This is a genomic window from Neoaquamicrobium sediminum (assembly GCF_013240295.1).
GTDB lineage: Bacteria > Pseudomonadota > Alphaproteobacteria > Rhizobiales > Rhizobiaceae > Aerobium > Aerobium sediminum.
In genome coordinates this window covers 762,062-786,805 of record NZ_JABETK010000001.1, presented here as the reverse complement: position 1 = coordinate 786,805, position 24,744 = coordinate 762,062, and the positions used below count along the sequence as shown (strand labels likewise).

The 24,744-nt window shown below is 63.0% G+C and carries 23 protein-coding genes and 1 pseudogene; 16 read left to right on the top strand and 8 right to left on the bottom strand.

Annotated elements, in window-relative coordinates:
- Positions 1 to 44: 44 nt before the first annotated feature.
- On the bottom strand, positions 45 to 1,499 hold the full coding sequence (locus HK436_RS31055) for a hypothetical protein (protein WP_244648504.1): 1,455 nt from the start codon (positions 1,497 to 1,499) through the stop codon (positions 45 to 47).
- Positions 1,500 to 1,549: 50 nt separating this feature from the next.
- Positions 1,550 to 2,296 (bottom strand): caspase family protein, encoded by a 747-nt coding sequence (locus HK436_RS31050; RefSeq protein WP_244648502.1) that lies wholly within the window; start codon positions 2,294 to 2,296, stop codon positions 1,550 to 1,552.
- A 293-nt stretch (positions 2,297 to 2,589) separates the two neighbouring features.
- On the opposite strand from HK436_RS31050, the pseudogene HK436_RS03780 reads away from it, so the two are divergent.
- A pseudogene (locus tag HK436_RS03780) lies at positions 2,590 to 3,317 on the top strand (heparan-alpha-glucosaminide N-acetyltransferase).
- A gap of 30 nt (positions 3,318 to 3,347) precedes the next feature.
- On the opposite strand, the gene HK436_RS03775 reads toward HK436_RS03780, so the two are convergent.
- Positions 3,348 to 3,782 carry a MerR family transcriptional regulator gene (locus tag HK436_RS03775; RefSeq protein WP_173187445.1) on the bottom strand — a complete coding sequence of 145 codons (435 nt, stop codon included), beginning with the start codon at positions 3,780 to 3,782 and terminating at the stop codon, positions 3,348 to 3,350.
- A gap of 215 nt (positions 3,783 to 3,997) precedes the next feature.
- On the opposite strand from HK436_RS03775, the gene HK436_RS03770 reads away from it, so the two are divergent.
- The 4 genes from HK436_RS03770 to HK436_RS03755 all read left to right on the top strand — a co-directional run bounded on the left by HK436_RS03770 (position 3,998) and on the right by HK436_RS03755 (position 8,178).
- Entirely contained in the window at positions 3,998 to 5,299 is a 1,302-nt protein-coding gene (locus tag HK436_RS03770; RefSeq protein ID WP_173187443.1) for a cytochrome b, read from the top strand.
- Positions 5,300 to 5,684: 385 nt separating this feature from the next.
- Positions 5,685 to 6,425 carry a cytochrome c oxidase assembly protein gene (locus HK436_RS03765; protein WP_206680477.1) on the top strand — a complete coding sequence of 247 codons (741 nt, stop codon included), beginning with the start codon at positions 5,685 to 5,687 and terminating at the stop codon, positions 6,423 to 6,425.
- A gap of 261 nt (positions 6,426 to 6,686) precedes the next feature.
- Positions 6,687 to 7,235: a hypothetical protein gene (locus tag HK436_RS03760; protein ID WP_173187441.1), complete on the top strand. Its 549-nt coding sequence runs from the start codon at positions 6,687 to 6,689 to the stop codon at positions 7,233 to 7,235.
- A 1-nt stretch (position 7,236) separates the two neighbouring features.
- On the top strand, positions 7,237 to 8,178 hold the full coding sequence (locus HK436_RS03755; RefSeq protein ID WP_312860483.1) for a cation diffusion facilitator family transporter: 942 nt from the start codon (positions 7,237 to 7,239) through the stop codon (positions 8,176 to 8,178).
- Between the two features lie 40 nt (positions 8,179 to 8,218).
- On the opposite strand, the gene HK436_RS03750 is transcribed toward HK436_RS03755, so the two are convergent.
- The 4 genes from HK436_RS03750 to HK436_RS03735 all read right to left on the bottom strand — a co-directional run bounded on the left by HK436_RS03750 (position 8,219) and on the right by HK436_RS03735 (position 12,279).
- Positions 8,219 to 8,725, bottom strand: a complete 507-nt coding sequence (locus HK436_RS03750; protein ID WP_312860557.1) for a DsbA family protein — start codon at positions 8,723 to 8,725, stop codon at positions 8,219 to 8,221.
- 137 nt (positions 8,726 to 8,862) lie between these two features.
- Positions 8,863 to 9,312, bottom strand: a complete 450-nt coding sequence (locus HK436_RS03745) for a disulfide bond formation protein B (RefSeq protein ID WP_173187437.1) — start codon at positions 9,310 to 9,312, stop codon at positions 8,863 to 8,865.
- A 13-nt stretch (positions 9,313 to 9,325) separates the two neighbouring features.
- Positions 9,326 to 9,931: an SCO family protein gene (locus HK436_RS03740; protein ID WP_173187435.1), complete on the bottom strand. Its 606-nt coding sequence runs from the start codon at positions 9,929 to 9,931 to the stop codon at positions 9,326 to 9,328.
- A gap of 38 nt (positions 9,932 to 9,969) precedes the next feature.
- Entirely contained in the window at positions 9,970 to 12,279 is a 2,310-nt protein-coding gene (locus HK436_RS03735; RefSeq protein WP_173189907.1) for a heavy metal translocating P-type ATPase, read from the bottom strand.
- A gap of 308 nt (positions 12,280 to 12,587) precedes the next feature.
- Here HK436_RS03735 and HK436_RS03730 point away from each other — a divergent pair, with 308 nt between their 5' ends.
- The 10 genes from HK436_RS03730 to HK436_RS03690 all read left to right on the top strand — a co-directional run bounded on the left by HK436_RS03730 (position 12,588) and on the right by HK436_RS03690 (position 20,742).
- Entirely contained in the window at positions 12,588 to 13,961 is a 1,374-nt protein-coding gene (locus tag HK436_RS03730; protein WP_173187433.1) for a sensor histidine kinase, read from the top strand.
- Positions 13,958 to 14,629 carry a response regulator gene (locus tag HK436_RS03725; RefSeq protein WP_173187431.1) on the top strand — a complete coding sequence of 224 codons (672 nt, stop codon included), beginning with the start codon at positions 13,958 to 13,960 and terminating at the stop codon, positions 14,627 to 14,629. The genes HK436_RS03730 and HK436_RS03725 overlap by 4 nt, the downstream gene beginning before the upstream one ends.
- Before the next feature lie 331 nt (positions 14,630 to 14,960).
- Positions 14,961 to 15,947: an iron ABC transporter substrate-binding protein gene (locus HK436_RS03720; RefSeq protein ID WP_173187429.1), complete on the top strand. Its 987-nt coding sequence runs from the start codon at positions 14,961 to 14,963 to the stop codon at positions 15,945 to 15,947.
- A 67-nt stretch (positions 15,948 to 16,014) separates the two neighbouring features.
- Positions 16,015 to 17,424 (top strand): ABC transporter permease, encoded by a 1,410-nt coding sequence (locus HK436_RS03715; RefSeq protein WP_312860556.1) that lies wholly within the window; start codon positions 16,015 to 16,017, stop codon positions 17,422 to 17,424.
- Entirely contained in the window at positions 17,421 to 17,567 is a 147-nt protein-coding gene (locus HK436_RS30875) for a hypothetical protein (RefSeq protein WP_210261672.1), read from the top strand. The genes HK436_RS03715 and HK436_RS30875 overlap by 4 nt, the downstream gene beginning before the upstream one ends.
- Positions 17,568 to 17,569: 2 nt before the next feature.
- Entirely contained in the window at positions 17,570 to 18,592 is a 1,023-nt protein-coding gene (locus HK436_RS03710; RefSeq protein ID WP_173187427.1) for an ABC transporter ATP-binding protein, read from the top strand.
- Between the two features lie 124 nt (positions 18,593 to 18,716).
- Positions 18,717 to 19,070, top strand: a complete 354-nt coding sequence (locus HK436_RS03705) for a hypothetical protein (protein WP_173187425.1) — start codon at positions 18,717 to 18,719, stop codon at positions 19,068 to 19,070.
- Positions 19,071 to 19,129: 59 nt separating this feature from the next.
- Positions 19,130 to 19,633: a copper chaperone PCu(A)C gene (locus tag HK436_RS03700; RefSeq protein ID WP_173187423.1), complete on the top strand. Its 504-nt coding sequence runs from the start codon at positions 19,130 to 19,132 to the stop codon at positions 19,631 to 19,633.
- Complete coding sequence (locus HK436_RS03695) at positions 19,630 to 20,238, top strand: SCO family protein (protein WP_312860482.1); 609 nt, start codon at positions 19,630 to 19,632, stop codon at positions 20,236 to 20,238. Before HK436_RS03700 ends, HK436_RS03695 begins: the two co-directional genes overlap by 4 nt.
- A gap of 84 nt (positions 20,239 to 20,322) precedes the next feature.
- Entirely contained in the window at positions 20,323 to 20,742 is a 420-nt protein-coding gene (locus tag HK436_RS03690) for a MerR family transcriptional regulator (protein WP_376769122.1), read from the top strand.
- A 42-nt stretch (positions 20,743 to 20,784) separates the two neighbouring features.
- Here HK436_RS03690 and HK436_RS03685 read toward each other — a convergent pair whose 3' ends face one another.
- Positions 20,785 to 23,313, bottom strand: a complete 2,529-nt coding sequence (locus tag HK436_RS03685; protein ID WP_173187419.1) for a heavy metal translocating P-type ATPase — start codon at positions 23,311 to 23,313, stop codon at positions 20,785 to 20,787.
- A gap of 435 nt (positions 23,314 to 23,748) precedes the next feature.
- Between HK436_RS03685 and HK436_RS03680 the strand changes: the two genes are divergently transcribed.
- Entirely contained in the window at positions 23,749 to 24,738 is a 990-nt protein-coding gene (locus HK436_RS03680) for an endonuclease/exonuclease/phosphatase family protein (protein ID WP_173187417.1), read from the top strand.
- Positions 24,739 to 24,744: the final 6 nt, after the last annotated feature.

Below are 24,744 nucleotides of genomic sequence, written 5' to 3'. Positions count from 1 at the left end.
CAGCTGCCCTTCGGCCCCCGTCACGGGGCACCGCCTGGCGAAGATCACCCACGGGGTAGCGTTTCCATCGGGAAGATCATGACCGAGCCTTTCGATCGCGAACTGTCGCCAATTCTCGCAGCTCCACGCGTTGCCGGGGCTCCGGCCACATCACGCAGCAGGTCTCCGAATCCGGCCGTGCCAGCACCGGCGGCGCGGGATTGCTGACGCACTCCGACCTGCTCGAGGAAGCTGAGATCCTCCACCGGCGTCTGCGGGGCGGCTTCCGACAAGACGACCACCATGCGCTCGATGCCGAAGCTGGATGAGGTGAACTCCAGAAGGGGAACGGTGATCTCGTTTCCGCTGTGCAGGCGCTCGGCATACATGTGGCCGATCGAATAGTCGCTGCCGATGTAAAGGACGTTGATGTCGATCGGTCGTGAGGTTCCGTTGCGCGTCTCGAGATGCACCTGGTCGCCGGGATGCACGACAGGCACGACGCCGGGCGGCAAGGGCTCCGTGCCGCCCGTTTCCTGCCGTTTGATGGAGAAGCCGACGCTGAACTGATCCGGGCTAAAGTCCGAGGCCGCGGAAAGACGGGACAGGCTGGTTGCCCGGAACATGGTTACGAGGTTCTCAGCGAGCTTGCCGGCGATCTCGTCGGCGGTCGCGCCCGCGAGGGATAGCGAGGGGGCGCGCCGTCCGTCATCCAGCGACAGCTCCGCCGAAGGAGGCAATAGCCATACGCGCGGTTCGGCGGCGAGAGCGGCGCGTCCGGCTTCCGGCCCGTCCGCCTGAGCTGCAACGAGCCTGGCGACCTCCTGCTCGCTCATCACGGCCAGCTTCACGTCCGCGTCGTCCCTCACACCGACAAAACGCAGGTTCACAGGCACCTGTTCATCGCCGGCGATTCTGTCGAGAGCGGCATTCAGAAGCGCTACCTCCTCCGAATAATCTACAGCCTCGTCCTGCGGGCGTGCCACCACCAGCTCGAAACCGATCGAAACCTCGGTCAGGCGCGCATAGGCGCCTAGCGGGATGTCGGCGACTGCGATCACGGGAAGCCCCTCATGGGCAACCGGCACCACGCGACTGGTCAGGTTCCTGGCGGCGGTTACCTCCAGGTAGCCCAGCGTCTGATCGAGCGTGGCGCCCGGCGACGACAGAATAGCCAGCTTCGCGCCCGGCGACACTCGGTGAAGCATTCCGGCCGGTATTTCGAGCGCATTCCCATCGACCCTGATCGCCCATTGCGCGATGCGATCGGCATTGCTCATACCGAACACAGGCCTGTCGAGATCTCCCTCGAAGAGCGGAGTCGGCCGCGTACGGTTGTTTCCGGAATAGGCCTGAAGGATCGCCTGCCCGAGTTGGCGATAGGTGACGGCCGGGTTCTCGGCCAACATGCTGTAGAGCGTGAAGGTGAAGAGCCCCAGCCTCGTAGCGTCCGCCGCGCCGCGCGGCAGCGGCATCTCGGGCGTCGTCTCCGTGGTTTGCGAGGCGAAAAATGCAACCATGCCGCCGAGGGAGCCCGATTCCGCACCTGTCGGTTTCGTCGAGATCAGCCCTAGCGCGTTCTGGCGCGGGGCGGGCTCCCCGTTCCGCGCGTCGCTTCGCCCAGCGCGGCCGCCTCGGCCATTACCGCATCCGGTATCCCGAGATCGGCAGGAAGAACCCTGCGTTCCACCTCTTCGCCATCGGTCAGCCCGACGGCGCGCGTCATCGTACCCGAATTGCAGCAGTCGAACACCACCCAGACGAAGGCTCCCTTGTCGCGGATCGCCTGCAGGTGATCGCGGACCTCCTTGTCGATCAGCGCGTTGGGCACGCCCTTGGTTCGATCCGTCCATTGCCCGGTATCGCGGGGAAGAAAAATCTCGTCCAGGCCGTCCGGCTCGACAGTGGGGTCCATCGCCGGCTGCTGCGTGCCGTGACCCGAAAAATGAAGATAGACGAAGTCGCCGCCTCTAACCTTGGTCACAAGATCGTCGAGCGTTCTTCGGATCGCATCGCGGCTCGGCGAGATCGCGTTATCGAGCCCGTCCGCAAGGAGGATAACGTTCTCCGGCGCGAACGTGACAGGCGCGGAGCCCATCAGATACTCGTAGACCAGTTGCGCGTCGTTGTTGGGACCGACCAGCTTGGCGCTGGGCGGAAGGTGCGGATACTCGGTCACAGCCACCAGGACAGCGTGGTTGGAGCGGTCGCCATCTGCCGGTTGCGTCCAGCCATGTTCCACAGAAAACAGAGCGCCGCCTGCTGCCAGCGCGCTCGCGCCCAACAGCACATTGCGTCGGTTGATCCAATCAGACATCAGATACCCCCAAGCCCGTCATACTGCCCAGCCGCAACCAGTGCCGCGGAATTGGGGCAGGAGTTGGAACGGCGCGTCGTTCTTGATTTCGCGCGGCGACGTTCGGTGATCCGCGAGCGCGCCCTTTCAACTCGGTCGCAGCGAGAGGCAGTCCATCCCTTCGCGCACCATGCCATAGTGGTAGGTCGAACTGCGCTCGATAGTTCGCGCAAGCGAGCAAGAAATCGGGATTGAACCTCTAGTAGGTCGAGCTCCTATTGTGTGTCCCGTGGAACCTTGGGTGAAGGCATTGCATGACGAATTCCTTGCGACTATGGGCTATCGACGCCGTACGCGGCGCCGCCATCGCCGGTGTCGTCCTGTTCCACTTCGTCTGGGATCTGGAGTTCACGGGCTTTATTGCCGGCATCGCCAATCATCCGCTATGGCTGGCATTCGGACGTAGCCTTGCCGGCACTTTCATGATCCTTGTCGGTGTCGGTCTCGTACTGGCGGACCGGAGCGGCTTTCGGCCTTTCGCTACTTCAAACGCTTGGCAAAAATCGCCACGGCCGCCGCTGCGATCACGGCCGTGACGTGGTATGTCCTTCCGGGGACGTTCATCTACTTTGGCATCCTGCACGCGATCGCTGCGGCCACTTTGATCGGTACGCTGTTCCTGCGGGCGCCCGCATGGACATGCCTCCTAGCAGGCATCACCGTCTTTTCCATGCCGATGCTTTGGCGGTCTGCGATCTTCGACACGCGCTGGCTGGCCTGGATCGGGTTCGCGCAGCAGGTGCCGCCCAGCAACGATTTCGTGCCGATCTTTCCGTGGGTCGGCTTGACCCTGATGGGCATGGCCGTGGCAAAGTGGCTCCTGTCAGCCAGCCTGGACGCCACCTACGCGAACGTGCTCGCCGCCCGAACACCAGCACGCCTGCTCGTCTGGATGGGGCGCCGCAGCCTCGCGATATACCTTCTGCACCAGCCAATCCTCCTCGCGATCATCGTGCCGCTATCCTGGCTCGCACAACGATGAGAAGATAGCCGCCACTTTGGCGAGCCTAGTTCAAGGCTCGACGAGCCTGCCGTGATGGTGACTGCTGTCCGCGAGTATTTCGATAACGCGACATTCGCTGATCCGGCCGGCAGCACACTCGTGCATCATCTTCTTGAGCTCGGAGCGCAGCAGTTTCAGGCTTGAGATCCGCCGCTCCACATCGTCGAGGCGCGCCTTGGCAATTGCGTCAGCAGCCTCGCAAGTTTGGTCGGGATCGTCCTGCAATCTCAGCAACGTGCGGATCGCATCCACCTCGAATCCAAGCTCACGCGCGTGGCGGATGAAGGAGAGGCGGCTGAGGTCGGAACGGTCGTAGAAGCGCCGATTACCGTCGCTGCGCGCGATTCTCCCAAGCAAGCCGATATCCTCGTAGTAGCGGATTGTCGGCACCTTGACCCCGCTCTCTTTTGCCGCCTCGCCGATCGAGTACGTCCTTGCGCCCATGGTCCTCGCAATCCTCTCGTTACCCGCCGATGTAGCACGTTTGAGATGATGCTCAAGGTGCCCGCCATCTCGCCTCCTGTCCTCGGACCTCGATGTCGTGCGGGCAAATTTGTCGCATCAAGAAGCCTCGAAGGGTCTTGAAGCTCTAGCAACTTGAGGTGTTACCCGTTCCGGATTGTGTCTCCGCAGATCGACCGGATAAGGAGGGGAACAGAATGTCGGGGTCGCCATCCAGCTACGTCCCAAAGTCAGGTATTGGCCGCTGGGTCGATGCACGCATGCCGCTTCCGCGACTGGTCCATGATTCCTTCGTATCCTATCCTGTTCCGCGCAATCTGAACTACGCCTATACGTTCGGCGGCATTCTCACTCTGATGCTGGTCCTCCAGATAGCGACCGGAATCGTGCTGGCGATGCACTACTCGGCGACCACCGCAACGGCGTTCGACTCGGTCGAGAAGATCATGCGCGACGTCAATTCGGGTTGGCTCCTGCGGTATCTGCATTCCAACGGGGCATCATTCTTCTTCATTGCCGTCTACCTCCACATCTTTCGCGGACTGTACTACGGTTCTTACAAGGCACCTCGCGAGCTGCTGTGGATCCTCGGTTGCATCATCTACCTCCTGATGATGGCTACTGGTTTCATGGGCTACGTACTCCCCTGGGGGCAGATGAGCTTCTGGGGCGCGACGGTGATCACGGGATTCTTCACCGCTATCCCGCTGGTCGGAGAATGGCTCCAGCAGCTCTTGCTTGGCGGCTTTGCGGTCGACAGTCCTACGCTGAACAGGTTTTTCGCGCTCCACTACCTTCTGCCGTTCATGATTGCGGGCGTGGTCGTCCTGCACGTCTGGGCGCTGCACGTCACAGGACAGACCAACCCCACTGGAATAGAAGTCAAGCACAAGACCGACACGTTGCCCTTCACGCCTTATGCAACGGCGAAAGACGCGGTCGGCATGGTGCTCTTTCTGATCGTGTTCGCATATTTCGTCTTCTATATTCCGAACTATCTCGGCCATGCGGACAACTATGTTCAAGCCGATCCGCTCAGGACGCCCGCGAAGATCGTCCCCGAATGGTACTTTCTGCCGTTCTACGCGATCCTGAGAGCGATTACCTTCAACATTGGGCCCATCGACGCGAAGCTCGGCGGTGTGCTCGCGATGTTCGGCGCGATCGCCGTACTGTTCTTCGTGCCCTGGCTCGACACGTCAAAGGTTCGCTCGGCGGTCTATCGTCCTTGGTACAAGCTGTTCTTTTGGCTTTTCGCAGCCAACGCCCTTTTCCTCGGGTGGCTGGGAGCGAAGCCCGCGGAAGGCGTCTACGTGCCGCTGATGCAGGTCTCGACGCTGTTCTATTTCGGCTTCTTCCTCATCGTTATGCCGCTATTGGGGCTTCTCGAGACGCCCCGACGTCTCCCCAACTCGATCACCGAGGCGGTGCTTGGTAAGGAAACCGGCAATGCGATCAGTGAGCCGGCAAAAAGCGATCAGGGACAAAAGGCCAGTTGAGTCTTCAGGCATTTCTGTTGGCGCGTGCATGGAACCGTGCCGACGGTTCCATGCACCGTCCGCTGACGCTGGATCGACGTTCCTACACCGAACCCGAGCCGTGCGCTGCTTCGCGATCTCACGGTCGAGCCGTTTTTACAATGCCTGCCGCGTTTTTCGAATTGGCCCACATGCTTACTTCGTCGATTGCAGCAAAACTTACTGGCGGCGGGGGCAAGGCCCGGGACGTAATCTGCGACCTGAACCACGAGAAAAGTTCGAGGCCCATAGTTTCCACTAACGCGGTAGACTAAGACGCTTAAGCTCACAAAAGCCTGGTACAACGTCGGGGAGACATTGCGTCATGCCATTTGAAAGCTTCAATCCATACTGCGGATCCGCCCCGGTGCCGTCGAACCTTTGGACAAGCTGGAACTTCGATCCATTCCTCCTCGGCGCTCTGGCAATCGGGCTCATCGTCTGGCGCCTGGGCGGTCGCAACGACAGGATGGGGCGAACCTGCCTTGTCGCCGCCTATGCCCTGATCTTTCTGGCCTTCATCTCTCCGCTCTGCGCGCTTTCATCGGCTCTGTTCTCGGCAAGGGTTGCACATCACCTCATCCTGATCGGCGGTATCGCACCGCTGCTGGCGATCGCGTTTCCGTGGCCCAAGGGGCCGACGCTGCCGCTGGCGGCGCTGGTCATCCTGCACGCCGCGATGGTTTGGATTTGGCACGCGCCCGCTCCCTATGCGTTCGCGCTCTCATCGCACTCCGCCTATTGGCTCATGCAAGCGACCCTCTTCCTGTCGGCATGGCTACTCTGGCGAGAGGTCTTTGCGCCGCGCGCTCATCGGGGCAGTGTCGTGCTGGCGTTGCTGGCGACGATCATGCAGATGGGATTTCTTGGCGCCCTGCTCGTTTTTGCCCGGCAGCCCCTTTTTGCCCCGCATTTCACCACGACGCTGGCTTTCGGCCTGACCCCGTTGGAAGACCAGCAGCTTTCCGGCCTTCTGATGTGGGTGCCGGCCTTTCACCTTATGCAGGCGTCGCGCTCTACCAGTTCGTCGCGCTCATCTCGCCGCAGCAACGGTCTGATGCACCATGATCGCGATGGCAGCCGAGCGCGATGTTCGACACTCGACTGAGTAGCTGTTTCATCGCGGGCCGATTCCAGCGTGCAAATTTCGCTTGCTCCTCTAGCGGCTAGAGGATGCAGTTTGGGTCAAGACTGCATCAGGCGAGCCACCCATGATCCGCGAAACCGCATCCTATAAGCAGCAGACCGACGGCCCTTGCACACTTTCGAGCAACGCCGGGTTGTCATACGAAGTAAGCACCCGTGGGCCGAACAAGCCCGATCAGGATCTAATCCTGCGTGCCTGGACATTCGCGTTGCCGGGCCGACCATGACCAGCAACTCCTATACCGTCACAGCCGCATTTCTCTTCACCGTAGCGGTTCTTGCCCTCGGCTATGCCGCTTTCGGCTTCTGGACGATGCTAATCTTCACCTCCGGATTCGTCGGCGGGTTCGTGCTGTGGCTGTTCTTTCCGGCATCCCCATCCTTCACTGCGATCAGGATCCCGTACTTTCTGGCGTTGGCACTTTTCGCCCTTCACCGCGTCGAGGAGTACTCGATGGGCTTCTTCGAGAAGCTGGCGACGATCACCGGCATAGTCACTCCCGATACCGCTTCTTGGCAGGTGATCATGCTGGTGCTGCTGTCCGTCGGAGCGTGGCTGCTGATGCCGGTTCTGGTCATGCGCGGATATCGCTTCGGCTCCTATCTCGCCTGGACCTTCTTCGCCGCCATGGGCATCACCGAGCTCGCGCACCTTATCGTCTTCCCTTGGTTTGCCCCAGAGCTTTTTGCCTATTTTCCCGGGATGGCGAGCGTCGTGCTGCTCGCACCTGTAGCGTGGTGGGGCATGAGGCGTCTTTCCAGAGGAGCTTGATGTGACCGGAAATCCAGAGATCTCGAAAACGGACCATCAAGGGCACGCGCACGAGGACGGACACGATCATTCACAGGTCGTGACCTCCTCCAATGAACGGCGAATCCGGTTCGTCCTCGTCTTCACCGCCGGATACGCCATCGTGCAGGCGATCGGCGGCTGGCTTTCAGGCTCGCTCGCGCTGATCGCCGATGCGGGACACATGGTCTCCGACGCGGCCGCGCTGCTGCTCGCCCTGATCGCCTATCGCATCGCTCGCCGCGCGGCGGATGCCACGCGCACCTATGGCTTCCATCGGGTGCGGGTCCTGGCAGCGCTTGCCAACGGTGCGACGCTGCTGCTGCTCGTGGCCTGGATCGCCTGGGAGGCAGTGCAACGCATCAACGCGCCGGTCGAGATACTGGCGGGCCCGATGCTGATCGTCGCGGTGATCGGCCTTTGCGTGAACGTTGCCGGCGCCTGGATCCTGTGGTCGGGCAACAAGGGCGATAGCAATCTCAGGGGCGCGTTTCTGCATGTCATCGGCGACCTGCTCGGATCCGTCGGTGCAATCGCCGCGGCGATCGGGATCATGCTGACCGGTTGGACGATCCTCGATCCCATCCTTTCGGTGCTGGTGGCGGGGCTCGTCGTCAGGTCCGCATGGAGCCTGGTCTCGGATTCAATCCGCGTCCTGCTGCAAGCGGTTCCGCGAGGTGTGGACGCGATCGAGGCTGAGCGGGGGCTCTCAGGCATACCGGGCGTTGCCGAGGCCGGCCACTTTCACGCCTGGACGCTGACGGACGAGACGAGCGTTGCCACGGTCCATGTCAGCCCGGCGACAGGAACGGATCCGCTCAGCCTCCCGCCGCTCGTCTCGGCCTGGCTCAAGGAGCGCTATGCGATCGACCACGTCACCGTGCAGGTGGACCCGCCAGGCGAACTCAAGATCGAGCACGAGTGATCCTGCCTTTCAGCAGTGCGCTCAAACATTGCCGATCAGTTCACCCGCCTTGGCGAGCAAGCTGCACTTCGGCCTCGACGAGCTCAATCAGCTGCTGGGGTCCGAAAGACGGCAAGCTCTTTCCGTTCACAAAGAACGTCGGTGTCTGCCTGACCCCGAGCGCGTCGACATCGCTCGTATCCTGCCGCAGCACAGCCGCGACCTCAGCCGATGTCGCGTCCTGGCGCGCGCGCTCGAGGTCGAGGCCGGCAGCGGCGGCGGCCTGCCACGCGCGGTCGAGGTTCGGGTTGCCATGCAAGGCCCACTCGGGCTGCGCGGCAAGAAGAGCTTCGAGCACCGGCACGAAGAGGTCCTGCCGTCGTGCGGCCTCAATGATCCCGACCGCCTGATCCGAACCGTCATGAAAAGCTGCGTAACGGAATACGACCCTGACGTCATCGGGATACTGCGCAAGGATGTTCTTCACGAGGGGATGAAAGGCCCGGCAGGCTTCACACGAGGGATCGAAGAACTCCACGATCGTCACCGGAGCGTCCGGCGGCCCCATCACCGGAGAATGCTCCCTCACGAGAGCTTCGGCGCCGGACGGATCGAGGCTGCCGGCGCGATTGTAGTAGAGCGCAGACGCACCGAAGATTGCCCCTGCGGCCAATCCAACGGATAGGATGGTCACCTGTCGACGGTTCATTTGAAAACTCCAGGTCGGCACAAGGCAAGACTGCCGCCGATCGCGAGGAACGCGAGCAGCGACACGAGCGGCAGCGGCACGCCGCCGAAAATGGTCATGTCAGCGCCCGAGCAGGACGGGCCGTCGCGCGCGCATGGTGTTATGCCCTCATCAGTGAGGCCGAAGTAAATCAGCGAGTGAAACGCCGCGATCGCAGCGCCGACTGCGACCAGAGGAAATGCATAGATTCTGATACCGACATCGAGCCTGAACGCCGCGATGCCGAGCATTATGGCGAGCGGGAACATGAACACACGCTGGAACCAACAAAGGTTGCACGGAGCCTGCCCCACGATCTCACCGATGAACAGAGCTGCCAGCGTCGACCCGGCCGCGGTCAGCCAGGCGACCAGAAGCCACCAGGAATTCCAGTCTTCAACGGATTTACCGGTCACTTTGTCGAGCATCGTCTTGTCCCGTTCAGGCGCTCACGAGACGGCGCAGTTTCTCCAGCCTCGTATCGCGCGGTTCGTGCATATCGAGAATGCCACCGAAGCTGCTGTCGCCCCGCATGAGGAAGACACCTGCCGTGTGGTCCATAGTGTATTGGCCGCCTTCGAGGGGTACCTTTGCCGCGTAGGCGGAGAATGCGGCAAGGGCGGCTTCGGTCTCCTCGGCCGTTCCCCGCAGCGCGGTGATGCGACTGTCGAATGGCGTCATGTAGCCGGCCAGCATGTCCTGAGTGTCGCGCTCGGGATCGACGGTGATGAACAGGACCTCAAGCTTGTCCGCATCCGGACCCAGCTCGCCCATAAGGTCGGTCAGTTCGAACAGCGTCGTCGGGCAGATCTCGGGACAAGGGGTGAAGCCGAAGAACACCACATAGGATCGCCCCGTCAGCGACTGGTTGTCCACGCGGTCTCCTTCGTGCGACACGAGCGAGAAGGGACCGCCCATACGCATCGCCCCGGTCGAAGCTTCCGCGGGCTGGCGCTGTCCGGTCAACTGTGTCGACACAACCAGGAACATGCCCAGGACCGCAATTGCTACCACGATGGCAATGCGGAACAGCTTGACGAAGGTCATGGCGCGTGGCCTCCGTGTCCATAGTTCCCGGCCGCGCTTCAGGCATCCTTGATGCCTCGCCATGCGAGCAGCCGCATGGCGTTGGCGGTGACGAGCACTGTCGCGCCGGTATCGGCGAGGATCGCCGGCCACAGCCCGGTCACACCGAGGACGGTTGTGACGAGGAACACCGCCTTCAACCCAAGCGACAAGACGATGTTCTGAACGATGTTGCGCATGGTGGCACGCGACAGCGCCACCATGTTCGCTACGTCCTTGACGCGGCCGTGCAGAACCGCTGCATCTGCTGTCTCCAGGGCAACATCGGTTCCGCTTCCCATGGCGATGCCGATGTCGGCGGCGGCAAGTGCCGGCGCATCGTTGATGCCGTCGCCGACCTTGGCGACGAACGAACCCGTCGCCCGCATCTCGCCGACGATCTTCTGCTTGTCCTGAGGCAAGAGCTCCGCACGCGCTTCCATCCCGAGCGAGGCGGCAATCGCCTTGGCCGTGCGCTGGTTGTCGCCAGTCAGCATGACAGAGTCAGCACCCAGTTCACGCAGCGCGGCGATGCCGGCCTTGGCGTCGTCGCGTGGCTCGTCTCGCATCGCAATCAAACCGGCGACCTGACCGCCTGCCAGCAGTACCGACACCGTCTTGCCCTCGTCGTTGAGCGAGGCTATGCGCGCGGAAAGGGCCTCGCCCAGCATGACCTGCTGGCCGGCCGCCCGGGGCGAGGCGAAGAACAGCTTCACACCCTCGAGCGTTCCGACCACGCCCTTGCCACCCACGGCGGCCGCCTCCGTCGCGGCAACCACGGGCACATTCTCGGCCTCGGCCTTTGCCAGGATCGCAACCGCCAGTGGATGGCTGGAACCCACCTCCAGCGAAGCCGCGAGGCGGCGGAGAGTCTCGCGCTCTTCGCGCGCGACGCCGACGATGTCGGTTACCTTCGGCTTGCCCTCGGTCAGTGTCCCGGTCTTGTCGAAAGCGACGCGGTCGACCTTGCCCAGGTTCTCCAGCACAGCTCCGCCCTTCATCAGAAGGCCACGCCGGGCGCCGGCGGAAAGTCCTGCCGCGATCGCCGCCGGCGTCGAGATGACGAGGGCGCACGGGCAGCCGATCAGGAGCACTGCGAGGCCGCGATAAATCCAGGTATTCCACTCTGCGCCGCCCAGCAGCGGCGGCAGGATCGCCACGAGTGCCGCCACGACCATCACTCCTGGCGTATAGTATTTGGAGAAGCGGTCGATGAAGCGTTCGGTCGGAGCCTTCGACTCCTGCGCCTCCTCGACCAGCGCAATGATGCGCGCGATCGTGTTGTCTGCTGCGGCCGCAGTCACGCGCACACGCAGCACGCCTTCCTGGTTCACCGTGCCGGCGAACACCTTGTCGCCTTCCTCTTTGCGCTTGGGAACCGACTCGCCTGTCACCGGTGCCTCGTCGACCGCGCTCTCCCCGGAAAGCACGACGCCGTCGGCAGGCACGCGATCGCCTGGACGGATCATCACGATCGAACCGACCGTGAGGCTGTCCGCCGGAACGGTCCGCGTCCCGCCCTCGCTTTCCAGCAGTGCGGTCTTGGGCATCAGCGTGGCCAGCGCGCGGATCGAGGCCCGAGCCCGCCCCGTCGCGATGCCCTCCAGCAGTTCACCGACGAGGAACAGGAAGACGACGACCGCAGCCTCTTCCGCAGCATTGATGATGACGGCCCCCACCGCAGCTACCGTCATGAGCGTCTCGATCGAGAACGGGCTGCCGTTCATCGCACCGAACAGCGCCCGCCGCGCAATCGGAACGAGACCGACCGCCATGGCGACGATGAAACCCCAAGGCTGCGTCTGCGGCAGAAGCTGCGACAGCCCGAAGGCGACGGCGAGCGCGGCGCCGCAGATGATCGTCAGCTTCGCCTTGGATGTGCTCCACCATGGACCGTCAGTCGGTGCATGATCATGACCATGCATGCCGTGAAGGGCGTGCTTTTCGTGCTCCGACCCCCGCACCACGGGTCCGTGTGCGTGGTCGTGTCGATGATCTGCGCCATCGTGGGTGTGGCCCTCGTGATGATGATGCCCCTCATGGCGGCATTCAGGTCCGTGGACATGTGCTGCGCCGGCGACACGGGGAGCAGTGGCGTCATCGGCGGGCGTGAGACGGGCAGCCTTGTAGCCGAGGCTCCCGACCTTGCGCGCGACACTATCGAGATCGGCATCAGGCCCGTGGGTCACCGTCATCGTGCCGGCCACGACCGAGACACTCACATCGTTGACTGTGGCGATTCGACGAACAGCCGTGTCGATTTTGGCTGCGCAACTCGCGCAATCCATCCCCTCCACGCGAAAGCGCGTCTGGCGTTGCGGCACCGTCATCATTCATCACTCCTGGATCTCAGGAGCGCACTCATACGACCTACAGCAGCTAGAGGATCAAGAGGCAATTTCAGATTTCTTGACGATCGACCCCTTTGACGTTTGGCGTCTTGCCCGGCGGCCATTTCGGTCCAAGCACAACAGCCCCGGCACAGTCCACCGAAGGAGACGCAAGTGCACCGGTGAAAATGATCTTTCATCGGATATAGTCTCAGCAATGATGGCGTTCACCCCGTGCCAGCACGCTGGCCGCCTGCAGGAACGGCCGTGGATTGCCGCGGTCCAATGTCAGACTGGTCGAGAACCTGATGAGCGAAACAATTCTACCCAGGCGCGAGAGCCAGATCCCGAAACCGGGAAACCTCGTCACCCAATTCATGATGGTGTCAGGAACTGTGCTCATCGCAGGCATGCTTGTCATCGGACTCTGGGTCACGTCCGAGATCGAGGAAGGCGTCACGGACAGCGCGGGAGCGGTCACCGCGCTCTATGTCGACGCACTCATCGCGCCTGTGACCCAGGAACTGGACGATGGAGGAAGCCTTGGAGACGAAGCCAGACGTGAGCTCGACTTCATCGTCAGGCGCGGCGCGCTCCGCGACGAAGTCTCCGCGTTCAAGCTCTGGGACCCGAGTGGCCGGATCGTGTTCAGCGACAATCCCGACCTTGTAGGTAGCATCTTCGATGTGAGCGACGGTCTGGCGCAGGCTCTTGCAGGCAGGGTCGACGCGGCGCTGGCGCGCCAATCCCATATCGTCAGCGATATCGACCGGAATGCACCGCTTCTGGAAGTGTACAGCCCGGTGCGCTCGGCCACGACAGGCCGGATTATAGCGGTGGCGGAGTTCTACACGACCGCGGAGAGGCTGCGGGAGCATCTTTTCGACGCGCGCGTCAAGAGCTGGTTCGTCGTCGGTCTGGTCTCCCTCGGCATGTTCTCGGCGCTCTATGCACTGTTCGCGCGCGGCAACAGGACAATCTCGCTCCAGCGCCGGGCTCTGGACGATCAGATCGATCAGCTTTCGGCGCTGCTGGAACAAAACACGGGGCTTACCCAGCGTGTCGAACAGGCCAACCATCGCATCGCCGACTTTAACGAGCGCAACCTTCGGCGGATCTCCGCCGAGCTGCATGATGGACCGGTCCAGCTGCTCGCCTTTGCGGCGCTTCGTCTCGACAGCCCGCAACACTCCAGGCGTGAACAGGTTCGCCAGGCCGTCAATGAGGCAATGAAGGAGATCCGTGATATCTGCAGCGGATTGGCGTTGCCGGAGGTAGAGGCCTGGTCGGTGGCGACGATAGTGAAGAAGGTCGTGTCTGCGCATGAGCGGCGGACGGGCCGCAAGGTCGTCCTGAACCTGGAGGACGATCTGCCAGAACTGTCGCCGGCGGCCAAGACCTGCATCTATCGTTTCCTGCAGGAAACGCTCAACAATGGATCGAAGCATGCGCATGGAGCACGCCAGACCGTGGCGATCGCCAGGTCTTCGGACGGCATCGAGGTCCAGGTCTGCGACGACGGTCCCGGATTCGCCCCACCGGAAGGGGGAGAAGGACTCGGCCTGCTGGGCCTGCGCGAGCGCGTGGCTGGCCTTAAGGGCTGCTTCGATCTGCACAGCCGCCAGGGCGGCGGAACGCGCGTCGTCATGCGTCTGCCGGAAGACAAGGAGGCGATGACATGACGACACGTGTTCTGATCGTCGACGATCACCCGCTCTTCCGCCAGGGTCTTTCCATGGCGCTGGGCGAAACGGAAGATCTCGTCGTCTGCGGCGAAGGGACGTGCGCACAGGATGCTGTCGACCTTTCGCGCGACCTGCAACCGGATGTCGTCCTGCTCGATCTGTCGATGCCGGGTGGCGGGTTCGCTGCGCTGGAGCATATCCGCGCTTGCCAGCCCGCGTTGCGCGTTGCCGTGCTCACCGCATCGGAGGATTGCGATGACGTCCTGAAGGCGATGAAGCTTGGCGCGCGGGGCTACGTTCTGAAAGGCGTCGGAGGCAACGCACTGATCGACGCGGTGCGCGATATCGCGCGAGGAGTGGGCCACGTTGCGCCGACGCTGGCAGCGGCGATCCTGTCCGGACACAACGGCGCCGAGGGATGGTTCCAGACGAAGGAGCCAGACATAGGGGACCCAACCAACCGCCGTCTGGCACAACTGACGCCGCGTGAAGCGCATGTGCTCAAGATGGTGGCAGCCGGCTTTTCCAACAAGGAGATCGCCCGGCAAGGCGACATGCAGGAAAAGACGGTGAAGCACCACGTGACCCGCATCCTGCAGAAGCTGCAGGTGCGCAACCGCACGGAAGCTGCGATGGTCTGGCGGAGCGCCGAGCCGGCGGGCTGACCGTATCGGACTTTAGCCCCATACGTGTGGCCAATGGTCTTAGGCCGATATTAAAGTGGACAATTTTTGAATAGTTATCTGTCGTCAACGGACCAAGGGGCGGTCTCCATCTGAGCCGACGCGATCGATGATCGTGTGAACGTTCGCCAGGACTTCCACCTCCGCAGGTCTTCTTAACTGGCCGCACCTGGTGTGCTCGCCGGCGGATGGCGGACATGTGCCGCATCTGCCCGGCTTAGCTTTGCCAAGGCGCACGGACCGCATCCGTCGACCGCGGCTTCAAGCGTCCCATCCTCACGGGTGTGGAAAAATATATACAGGAGAGACATTAATGAAGAGAACCATCCTGGCGAGCCTCGGTCTGGTGCTTGGCATGACGACCTTTGCCCTGGCTGAATCCGTCACCATCTACTCGGGCCGCGGCGAGGCGCTGATCGCGCCGCTGATCAGGCAGTTTGAAGCCGAATCCGGCATAACCGCCGAAGTGCGCTACGGCGGCACATCCGAACTCGCGACGTTGCTGCTGGAGGAAGGCGCGAACAGCCCAGCGGATGTGTTCTGGGCGCAGGATGCGGGCGCGCTCGGCGCGCTCTCTGAAGCGTTTGCCGAACTGCCGGCAGAGGTGAATGGTGCAGTCCTCGAAGCCTTTCGGTCGGATGCCAACAAATGGGTCGCGACGTCCGGAAGGAACCGCGTTCTGATCTACTCGACGGAGCGTGTCGAGGAGGATGATCTGCCGCAGGGCATCGCCGACCTGACCGACGAGAAGTACAAAGGGCGTGTCGCCTGGGCACCGACGAATGGCGGGTTCCAGGCGTTCGTCACGGCCTTCCGCGTCGCCCATGGCGACGAGGCCACCAAAGAGTGGCTGGAGGGCATGATCGCCAACGATGCGAAGGTCTACCGCAACAACGGCACGCAGATCGACGCGATTGCCAATGGCGAGGTCGATTTCGGCCTGGTCAACAATTACTATCTCGGCCGCTACACCGCGCGGGATGCAGAGTTCCCGGTAGGCCAGACGCCGTTCGCTTCCGGTGACATCGGCAATCTCATCCTCGTAGCCGGCGCGGGCATCGTCGAGGCGAGCGACAACAAGGAAAATGCACAGAAGTTCATCGACTTCCTGCTTTCGCCGGCCGCCCAGCAGTTCATCACCCTCCAGGGCTACGAATATCCGGTGCGCTCAGGCATCATCCCGCACGACACCCTTGAATCCCTCGAAACCGTGAACGAGATCAGCCCCCAGGTCGATCTCAACCAGATCGGCGATCTCGAAGGGACGCTTGCGCTGCTTCGTGAGGTCGGCCTGCTATAACGGGCTCGTGACTGGTCTTTCGTCACATGCGAGGGCGGGCCACAAATCCCGCCCGTCGCCCTTGCTGGTGCTTCCCGCGCTCGTTGTTGCTCTGGGAACCTGCCTGCCGGCTCTGTACCTGCTCCTTCGCGCTTTCGATGCGGAACCGGCGCAACTTGGCGAGATCGTCTTCCGTCAGCGAAACCTCCTGCTGCTCCTCAACACGCTGAAGCTGGTCGCCGTCGTGCTCGTGATCGGCACGCTGATCGCCTTGCCCGCCGCATGGCTCGTGACGCGCACCGACATCCGATTCAAGAAGATTCTGTCCTTCCTGATGGCACTGCCTCTGGCAATGCCGGGCTACGTGATGGCCTACGCCTTGCTGGGTATTTCCGGCTACTATGGGTTCGTGCGGCAATGGTTCGGCATCGCGCTGCCGCCGCTCCATGGCCTTTGGGGCGCAGGTCTTGCACTGTCGCTGTATACTTTCCCTTATCTGTTCCTAAACCTACGAGCGGCCTTTCTGGGAATGGACCCTGCGCTGGAGGAATCGGCGCAAAGCCTCGGGCGGGGGCGATCGGAGATCTTCCGACGCATCATCCTGCCGCTGCTGTGGCCCGCGCTGGTGGCGAGTTGGCTGATCGTCGGCCTCTACGTCGTCGGCGACTTCGGGGCCATCGCCTTGATGCGATACGAGGTCTTCAGCTACGCCATCTTCACGCAGTACAGCGGGGCCTTCGACCGCACCTACGCAGCCTGGCTCTGTCTGATGCTGCTGGTGCTGACGGTGGCGGTGCTCTGCCTCCAGCGGGTCGTGACGAGAAACATGCGTTTTGCCTCCACAGGGACCGGAATACCAAGGCCTGCGCGGCCGATCGCGCTCGGGCGCTGGGCGGTCCTGGCATGGGCCTTCCTGGTGATGGTGGTCCTCTGCTCTCTGGGGCTTCCCTTGCTTGTGCTGATCCACTGGATGCGGCTCGGTCTTCCCGAAATGGATCTGGCCCAGCTTGGCAGAACCGCGATCGGAACGCTCTTGGCGGCCGGTCCCGCCGCGCTACTTACGACGACGCTGGCCCTGCCTGTCGTTCTCCTGACCTTGCGCCATCCCGGCCCGCTTTCCTCGCTGGTCGACCGGCTGGCCTATCTGGGCTATGCGACACCGCCGCTCGCATTCGCGCTGGCCATGGTGTTCTTCTCGCTTCAGGCCGCGCCGGTCCTCTACCAGTCCTACGCGTTGCTGCTCTTCGCCTATATGATGAGTTTCCTTGTGCTGGCATTCGGGCCGATCCGTCTGGCGCTCCTCCAGATCGGGACCAGGCAGGAGGAAGCAGCCCGTGGTCTCGGCTCCACTCCCGCCCAGGCATTTGTCCGCGTGGTGCTGCCACGCCGCTGCGCCGGCCGATTGCCGCAGGCGGCCTGCTCGTTTTCATCATGGTCGTCAAGGAACTGCCGATCACCTATCTGGTGGCTCCGACGGGATATGGAACCCTGGCAATGAACGTCTTCAGCCGCACCAACGAGGGCATGATGGGCGAGGCCGCGCCGTTCGCGCTGAGCATCATCCTGTTCTCCAGCCTCTTCGTCGGACTGATGCTGAAACACGAGAGCCGGGATCTGCGCCGCGCGAGCGGAGGGAGTTGACGATGGAAGAACCCGCCCTTCTTTCGGCTCGAGGCCTGTCGCGACGCTTCGTTCGCGGCGGAGCGGCCGTGGTCGACGACCTGTCGCTGGAGATTTATCCGGGCGAGATTCTCGCTCTGATCGGGCCGTCCGGTTGCGGCAAGACGACCACGCTGCGCATGATCGCCGGGTTCGAGACGCCGGACGAGGGCCATATACTCCTTTCCGGCCGCGACATAACCGGCGTCGCCGCCGAAAGGCGCGGCGTCGGCATGATGTTCCAGGACTATGCGTTGTTCCCGCACATGACGGTCGCAGAGAACATCCAGTTCGGCGCCCGCCGCAAGGAGGCCGGAGTGGTCGAGCGCTATCTCGGTATGGTCGGGCTAGCAGGGCTTGGGCGCCGCTATCCCGACCAGCTTTCGGGAGGGCAGCAGCAGCGCGTTGCGCTTGCTCGATGCCTGGCCTGCGAGCCGGAGGTAATCCTTCTCGACGAGCCATTTTCCAACCTCGACGCCGCACTGCGCAGCACCGCCCGCCGCGAGATCAGACGGCTCCTGAAATCGTCTGGGCTCGGCATCGTGTTCGTCACCCACGACCAGGAGGAGGCGTTGAGTTTTGCCGACCGCATCGCTGTGATGCGCGATGGTCGCATTCTCCAGAGCGGATCGGCGCAGGAGGTTTACGATCGACCCCTCGATGCCTTCGTCGCGAGTTTTCTCGGCCGCACCAACCTGCTCGAAGCGTCGGCACAACGCGGCGTCGCCAAGACGCCCTTGGGCGATCTAGCCTTGACGGAGCCCGTATCCGGCGCTGTGCATTTCTCCGTCAGGCCCGAACGGATAAGCATCCGTCGTACCCATGAAGGTGAAAAGCCGAATGGCCGAATTCTCTCCGTGGAGTTCAAGGGGCATGACATGACCTACTGGGTCGAATGCGGCGGCCTGGAGTTGCAGGTCGACGTCATGCAGCAGGGCCGCTTGCCTGAAGGAGCCGAGGTCCATGTATCTGCGAAAGGGAGCTTCCCGCCCTTCCGCCAGGTTTAATCGGTTCGGGAAAAAGCGCCGGGCAGAGCGCACATGTCGCAGTGACAAATCGGACGCCCGGGATCATGAGTTGCGCATGCGCAATAGGGGAACATCCAGAGGCGGATGCCTGACAGCCGGTCTCATGATCGGTCTGATCACCTATCTCGTGCTGCTGCAAGGGCTCGCCACGTCCTATGCCAAGACGTGGATGGCGGTCGACCAGCTTGCGCCCGCCTTCATCATATGCTCGCCTTTGGGCACGGCGGACCAGCCGGACGTCGATCCGCTCGAACTTATCGTCAAGGAGTGCTGTTCCGCACTGTGTGCGGCCGCCAGTTCTGTCGGTCCGACCCTTCAGCCTTCGGAAACCGGATCGTTCGAATTTCGGCCCGTCCTGTCGAACGACGATCCACTCCGCCCGCGTTCGCAGCGCGCGCCGCCCGGAGAGCCTGGCGCCATAAAGGATGCCCGCGCCCCGCCCGCCTTCTCCATCTGATGCTTCAACCTTACGGCTGCGTCCAGCGACGCGCCGGAACATCACATATGGAGACTTCAATGCGACACCTCTTTTCGATGCTGGCGGCTATCGCCTTTGTTGCCGCAGCCACACCCACCGTCGCGCACGACTATCGCGCCGGAGACATCGAGATCGGCCATCCATGGACGCGCGCGACACCACCAGCGGCAAAGGTAGGGGGCGGATACCTCGAACTGACCAATGCAGGCGACACAGCCGACCGTCTTCTAGGCGGTTCCTCACCCGTCGCCGCCCGCGTCGAGATCCACAACATGGAGATGACCGACGGCATCATGAAGATGCGTCCTGTTCCGGAGGGTGTGGAGATTCCCGCCGGCGAAACCGTGAACCTGGCGCCGGGCGGCTATCATCTGATGCTACTGGAACTGAAGAAGCCGATCACCGAAGGTGAAATGGTCCCGGTGACGCTCGAGTTCGAGCAAGCCGGCGCCGTCGACGTCGAACTGGCGGCTGGCCCGATCGGCTCCACGGCGACGGGACACGGCAACGCCACGTCTTCCAGCCATGAAGGGCATGAATGATGAGCGGCCGTGTTGTCGGATTCATAGCGGCCGGGGTCATGGCGATCGTCATGACGCTGGCGGCATTCTCCATCGTGATCGACTCCAGAAGGGCGCCAGTGCTCCAGTCCACTGGTGTTGCGACGGTCGGCGGGCCCTTCACGCTTGTCGACACCGAGGGACAGGAGGTCACCGAAAAGGAGCTACTCGGCAAGCCGAGCGCGGTGTTCTTCGGCTTCACCTTTTGTCCCGACGTGTGTCCCACGACGCTATTCGAACTGACGAGCCTGATGGAGCAACTGGGCAGCGACGCTGACAGGATCAATTTCGTGTTCATCTCCGTCGATGCTGGCCGCGACGGTCCGGAGGAGATGAAGCAGTATCTCACGGCCTTCGATGAACGCATCATTGGGCTCACCGGCACAGAAGATCAGATCGATGCTGTTACCCAAGCGTACAAGGTCTACTACGCCCGCGTCCCCGTCGAGGGCGGGGACTACACGATGGACCACACCGCCTCGGTGCTTCTAATGGACGCGAGCGGGCAGTTCTTCGGAACCATGGCCTATGAGGAGGCGCCCGAAGTGATGCTGGCGAAACTGAAGCGCCTCATAGACGAGGGCTGACGAGCAGGAACGACTAGGGCGCTTCACGACTGGAAGTTAATGAAGCGCCTCAACTACAATGACTGATGCATGATCGCGAGCGGCATGCCGATCGGAAAGCTCGCCCGCATCACCGGGACCAATGTCGAGACGATCCGGTTCTACGAGAAGTGCGGCTTGCTGCCGGCGCCGGCACGCACCAAGGGCAACTATCGCGCCTACGAAACCTCTCATCTCAACAGGCTGAGCTTCATTCGTCGCGCTAGGGATCTCGGCTTTTCGATCGACCAGGTCCGCACACTGCTCGACCTCTCCGACGACAAGTCGCGCTCCTGCGAGGCGGTGGACGAGATCGCCAAGGAGCATCTGCGCGAGGTAGAGCGGAAAACCGCCGACCTGAAGGCGTTGCAAGGCGAGCTCGACCGCCTGATCACGCAATGTCGCTGCGGAACGGTTGCCGACTGCCGCATCATTGAATCGGCGTCGCCTCGGCCCTCTGGCACGTCCATGGAGGTCGCGATGTGACATCAGACGCGGTCGCGCTCTCGCAGACCCGGCGCCGGCCGCTCAAGCGGCCGCCCCGCCGCTGCCGTTCCGCACCTTTCCATAGGGATCGCGATAGGCCAGTAGCCTGAGCGCGTTGAACACGACCAGCAGCGTCGAGCCTTCATGCACCGCGACCGCCGCCCCGATGCTCAATCCGAGGATCGTCGCGGGCACGAGCACGGCGACGATGCCGAGGCTGACCACCACGTTCTGGAGGATGATCGAACGGGTGTGCCGGCTGAGCCCCACCGCGAAGGGAAGGTGCGATAGGTCGTCGGCCATCAGCGCGACATCGGCCGTCTCCAGCGCCACGTCGGAGCCGGCCGCCCCCATGGCGATGCCGACCGTGGCGCTCGCCATTGCGGGGGCGTCGTTGACGCCGTCACCGACCATGGCGACCTTGCCTTCGGATCGCAGCCTCTTGATCGCCTCCACCTTGTCCTCGGGCATCAGGTCGCCCCAGGCCTCGTCGAGCCCGACATCCTTAGCGATCGCGTCGGCGACCTTCTGGTTGTCGCCCGAGATCATGATCATGCGCGTGATGCCGATCTCGTGCAGCTTCTTCAATGTATCGCGTGCCGCGGCGCGGGGCGTGTCCATCAGCCCGATCGCGCCCAGATCGCGGTCGCCCTGCCGGACCACCATCGTCGTGCGGCCGCCGTCCCGAAGCCGTGCGATCGCCTCGATCATGGCATCGCCGAGAGCCGGAATGCCGTCGCTTCCGAACATCTCGGCCTTGCCGATCCACACCGTCTGCCCGTCGAACGTCGCGGTCACACCCTTGCCGGTGAGGCTCTTGAGATCAGATGCGGCGGTGACGGCCTTTCCGCCAAGCTTCTCCTTGCCGTCGCGCACGATCGCCTCGGCCAGCGGATGGTCGCTCAGGCTCTCCACGGCGACAGCCACCGTCAGCAGTTCCTGCTCGTCGACGCCTTCAGCGGTGACGATGTCGGTGATGCGTGGCTGGCCTTCCGTCAGCGTGCCGGTCTTGTCGAAGGCGATCGCCGTCAGCGAGCCGAGGTTCTCGAGCGGTCCGCCGCCCTTGACCAGCACGCCGCCGCGCGCCGCACGCGCGACGCCCGACAGGACGGCGCTCGGCGTGGCGATGGCGAGCGCGCAGGGGCTGGCAGCGACCAGCACGGCCATCGCCCGGTAGAAGCTGTCGCGGAACGGTTCGTCGATGACGACCCAGCCGAACAGCATCACCACAGCCAGCGCCAGCACCACCGGCACGAAGACGCGCTCGAACTTCTCGGTGAAACGCTGGGTGGGCGACTTCTGCGCTTCCGCCTCGCTCACCATCTTGACCACCTTGGCCAACGCGCTCTCGGTGGAACGCCGCGTCACCTCGATTTCGACCGCGCCCGCGCCGTTGATCGTGCCGGCGAAGACGCGCGAAGCACTGTCGACTGAGTCGGGCCGCGCCCGTGCCGCTTCGGTGTCGGCGACCGGACGCTTGTCGACCGGGATGCTCTCGCCGGTAACGGGCGCCTGGTTGATGCTGGTCGTGCCCTTGACGAGGAAGCCGTCGGCGGGAAGCCGCTCGTTGGGACGCACGACGACGATGTCGCCGACCACCAGCTCCTCCACCGGGATCTCGCGGGTTTCGCCGTCGCGCCTGACGGTCGCGACGGGCGGCGCGAGTTCCGCCAGCGCCTCGATCGCGCGCTTGGCACGTCCCATGGCGTAGTGTTCCAGCGCGTGGCCTAGGCTGAACAGGAACAGGAGCAGCGCGCCTTCCTCGAATGCGCCAAGCGCCGCCGCGCCGGCTGCCGCGACCAGCATCAGCGTGTCGATCTCGAACCGTCCGAGGCGCAGATTGTCGATGGCCTCGCGTAGCGTGAAGAAGCCGCCGAAGAAGTAGGCAGCGATGAAGCAGGCTGTGGGCAGCCAGCCCGGCGCGCCCGAGACCAGATACTCGACGGCGACGCCGATCCCGAGCAGCGCGCCGCTCGACAGGGCGAAGATCAGCTCCGTGTTCGGCCCCAGGAACTCGCCATGCGCATGGTCGTGGCCTTCACCTTCCCAATGCTTTCCGCCTGCCGGCCCATGGTCGTGACCGGCGTGCTCGTCCCTGCCGTCTTCTGAAATTGATGCAGGCCCTTTGGCTCGCTGGACCCCGAGTGTGCGCAGCGCCTCGGCTATCGCTTCCTCGGAAGTTGCGTCGCGGTCGAACTCGACATGCACCGTGCCCGCTGCGTTCGCCTCGGCCTGGAGCACGCCGGCGAGCGACCTGAGCTTCTCCGCGACCGTACGCGCGCGGCGTTCGTGCCCGATGCCCTTGACCTGCCACGTAAGGTGTCCGAAGCGGGCGGTGATCCGCGCGCCGGAAGCCTGGGCGATCTCGCGAATCCGGCTGAGCGGCAGGGCCTCTTGATCGAAATGGACACAGAGCTTGGCGGGCTCGTTTGCCTCGGCCGCAACGACGTGGACCTTCTCTACACCCTCGCGTGCTTCCAGATCGGATGTCAGCCGCGCCACGCATGCATCGGCCACGTGCGCGACGTCGGGAAGCAGAACAGGGATGTCCAAACGCAATTTTTCGCTCATGATCGTTCCTGCTTTCTGCGCCAACGTGCTCCATCATATTGGCCGTGTTGTAGAACCTCTAGCTCATATAGGATCAAGAGCGAAAACCGATGATTCGTGAATCATCCCTCGACAGCCGGAGTCAATGGAACAATCTGAAGCAAAACATGCGGCAATAGTTTTCGCTGTCTCGACTTCGGTCTTCGGTCCAAACCTACGCGGCGCTCAGCAAACTTAAAGCAAAGGACTCCGACTTGCCGGGGGAGCGTATGAGGACCCCGCAAGCCGGGGTCTCTTTTTCCTCAAATTCTGTGCCAATTGCGAGGCCAACGAACCAGAGGCAGGAATCCAGCGCGGGAGCCCACTGAATAGCGAAGCCTATGCGCCAGATTGCCCCATTGGCCGAAGCCGACGCCACGGCAATTATCCACCCCCGAAGCGCACACAGCAGGATCGATGCCGGTGCCCCTCTCGTCAGCCAGCGGCGGAATGCCGAAGCTCTTCGTCGCCGCTGTTGTCCTGGTGCAGCTTGTCTTTGCTGCGGCACAGCTCGTATCGTTGGCGCTATCCCGAGACCTTTGGATCGCGGACCTCGCGAACTTCATCCGTCCCCATCTTCTGGTCGCGGGCGTCGTTCTGTTCGTGGTCGGTTTTGTGCTTCCTCCGCGCTCCACGAAGATCGCGGGAACGGTTGCGCTTCTGGCTGCCGGCTTTCCCTACTTCCTGCTCCCGTCTCCAGCGCCGGCTGCGCCGGGAACGACGTTCACAATGATCTCCGCCAACGTGCTGACCGACAATCTGGACCCGCGCCCCTTTCTCGCGCTGCGCGATGTCGGCGCAGCGGACATCCTTGTTCTGCAGGAAGTGAGACCTCTCTGGCAGAACGCACTGATCGCCAGCGGGCGTTGGCCCTTCGAAAGCAGCCGCGACCTGGCCGGCAACACCGATATGAAGGTCCTCAGCCGTTTCCCGATCCTGGACGAACGGACGGTCTCTTCCGAGAGCACCGATACATACGGCAGGTTCGCGGTGCGCTACGAGCTGTCGGTCGAAGGGACGAACGTCGTTCTCTATGCAATCCATCCCCAGACCCCGCGAGGCCCCCGTGCCTGGGAGGCGCGCGCTGCGTACCTTCGCGATCTGGAAGCAGCCGTGAAGTCGGAGCCGTCGGACGCTCTGGTCGTCGTCGCCGGCGACTGGAACACGCCGCCCTGGTCTCCGTTCTTTCGCGACTTCTTGTCCTCGACGGGATACCGGACAACGGAATCCCGGTGGTGGCCGCTGCCGACCCGCTTCAGCATACGCCTCTGGTCGCTCACGCAGATCGGCACGCCAATCGACCGAATCGTCTTATCGCCTACGATGGCGCTGGAGGAATTGGCTTTGGGGCCGAAATTCGGCTCCAATCATCTGCCAGTCGTTGCGCGCGTGGTTATCCCGGATTGACGACCA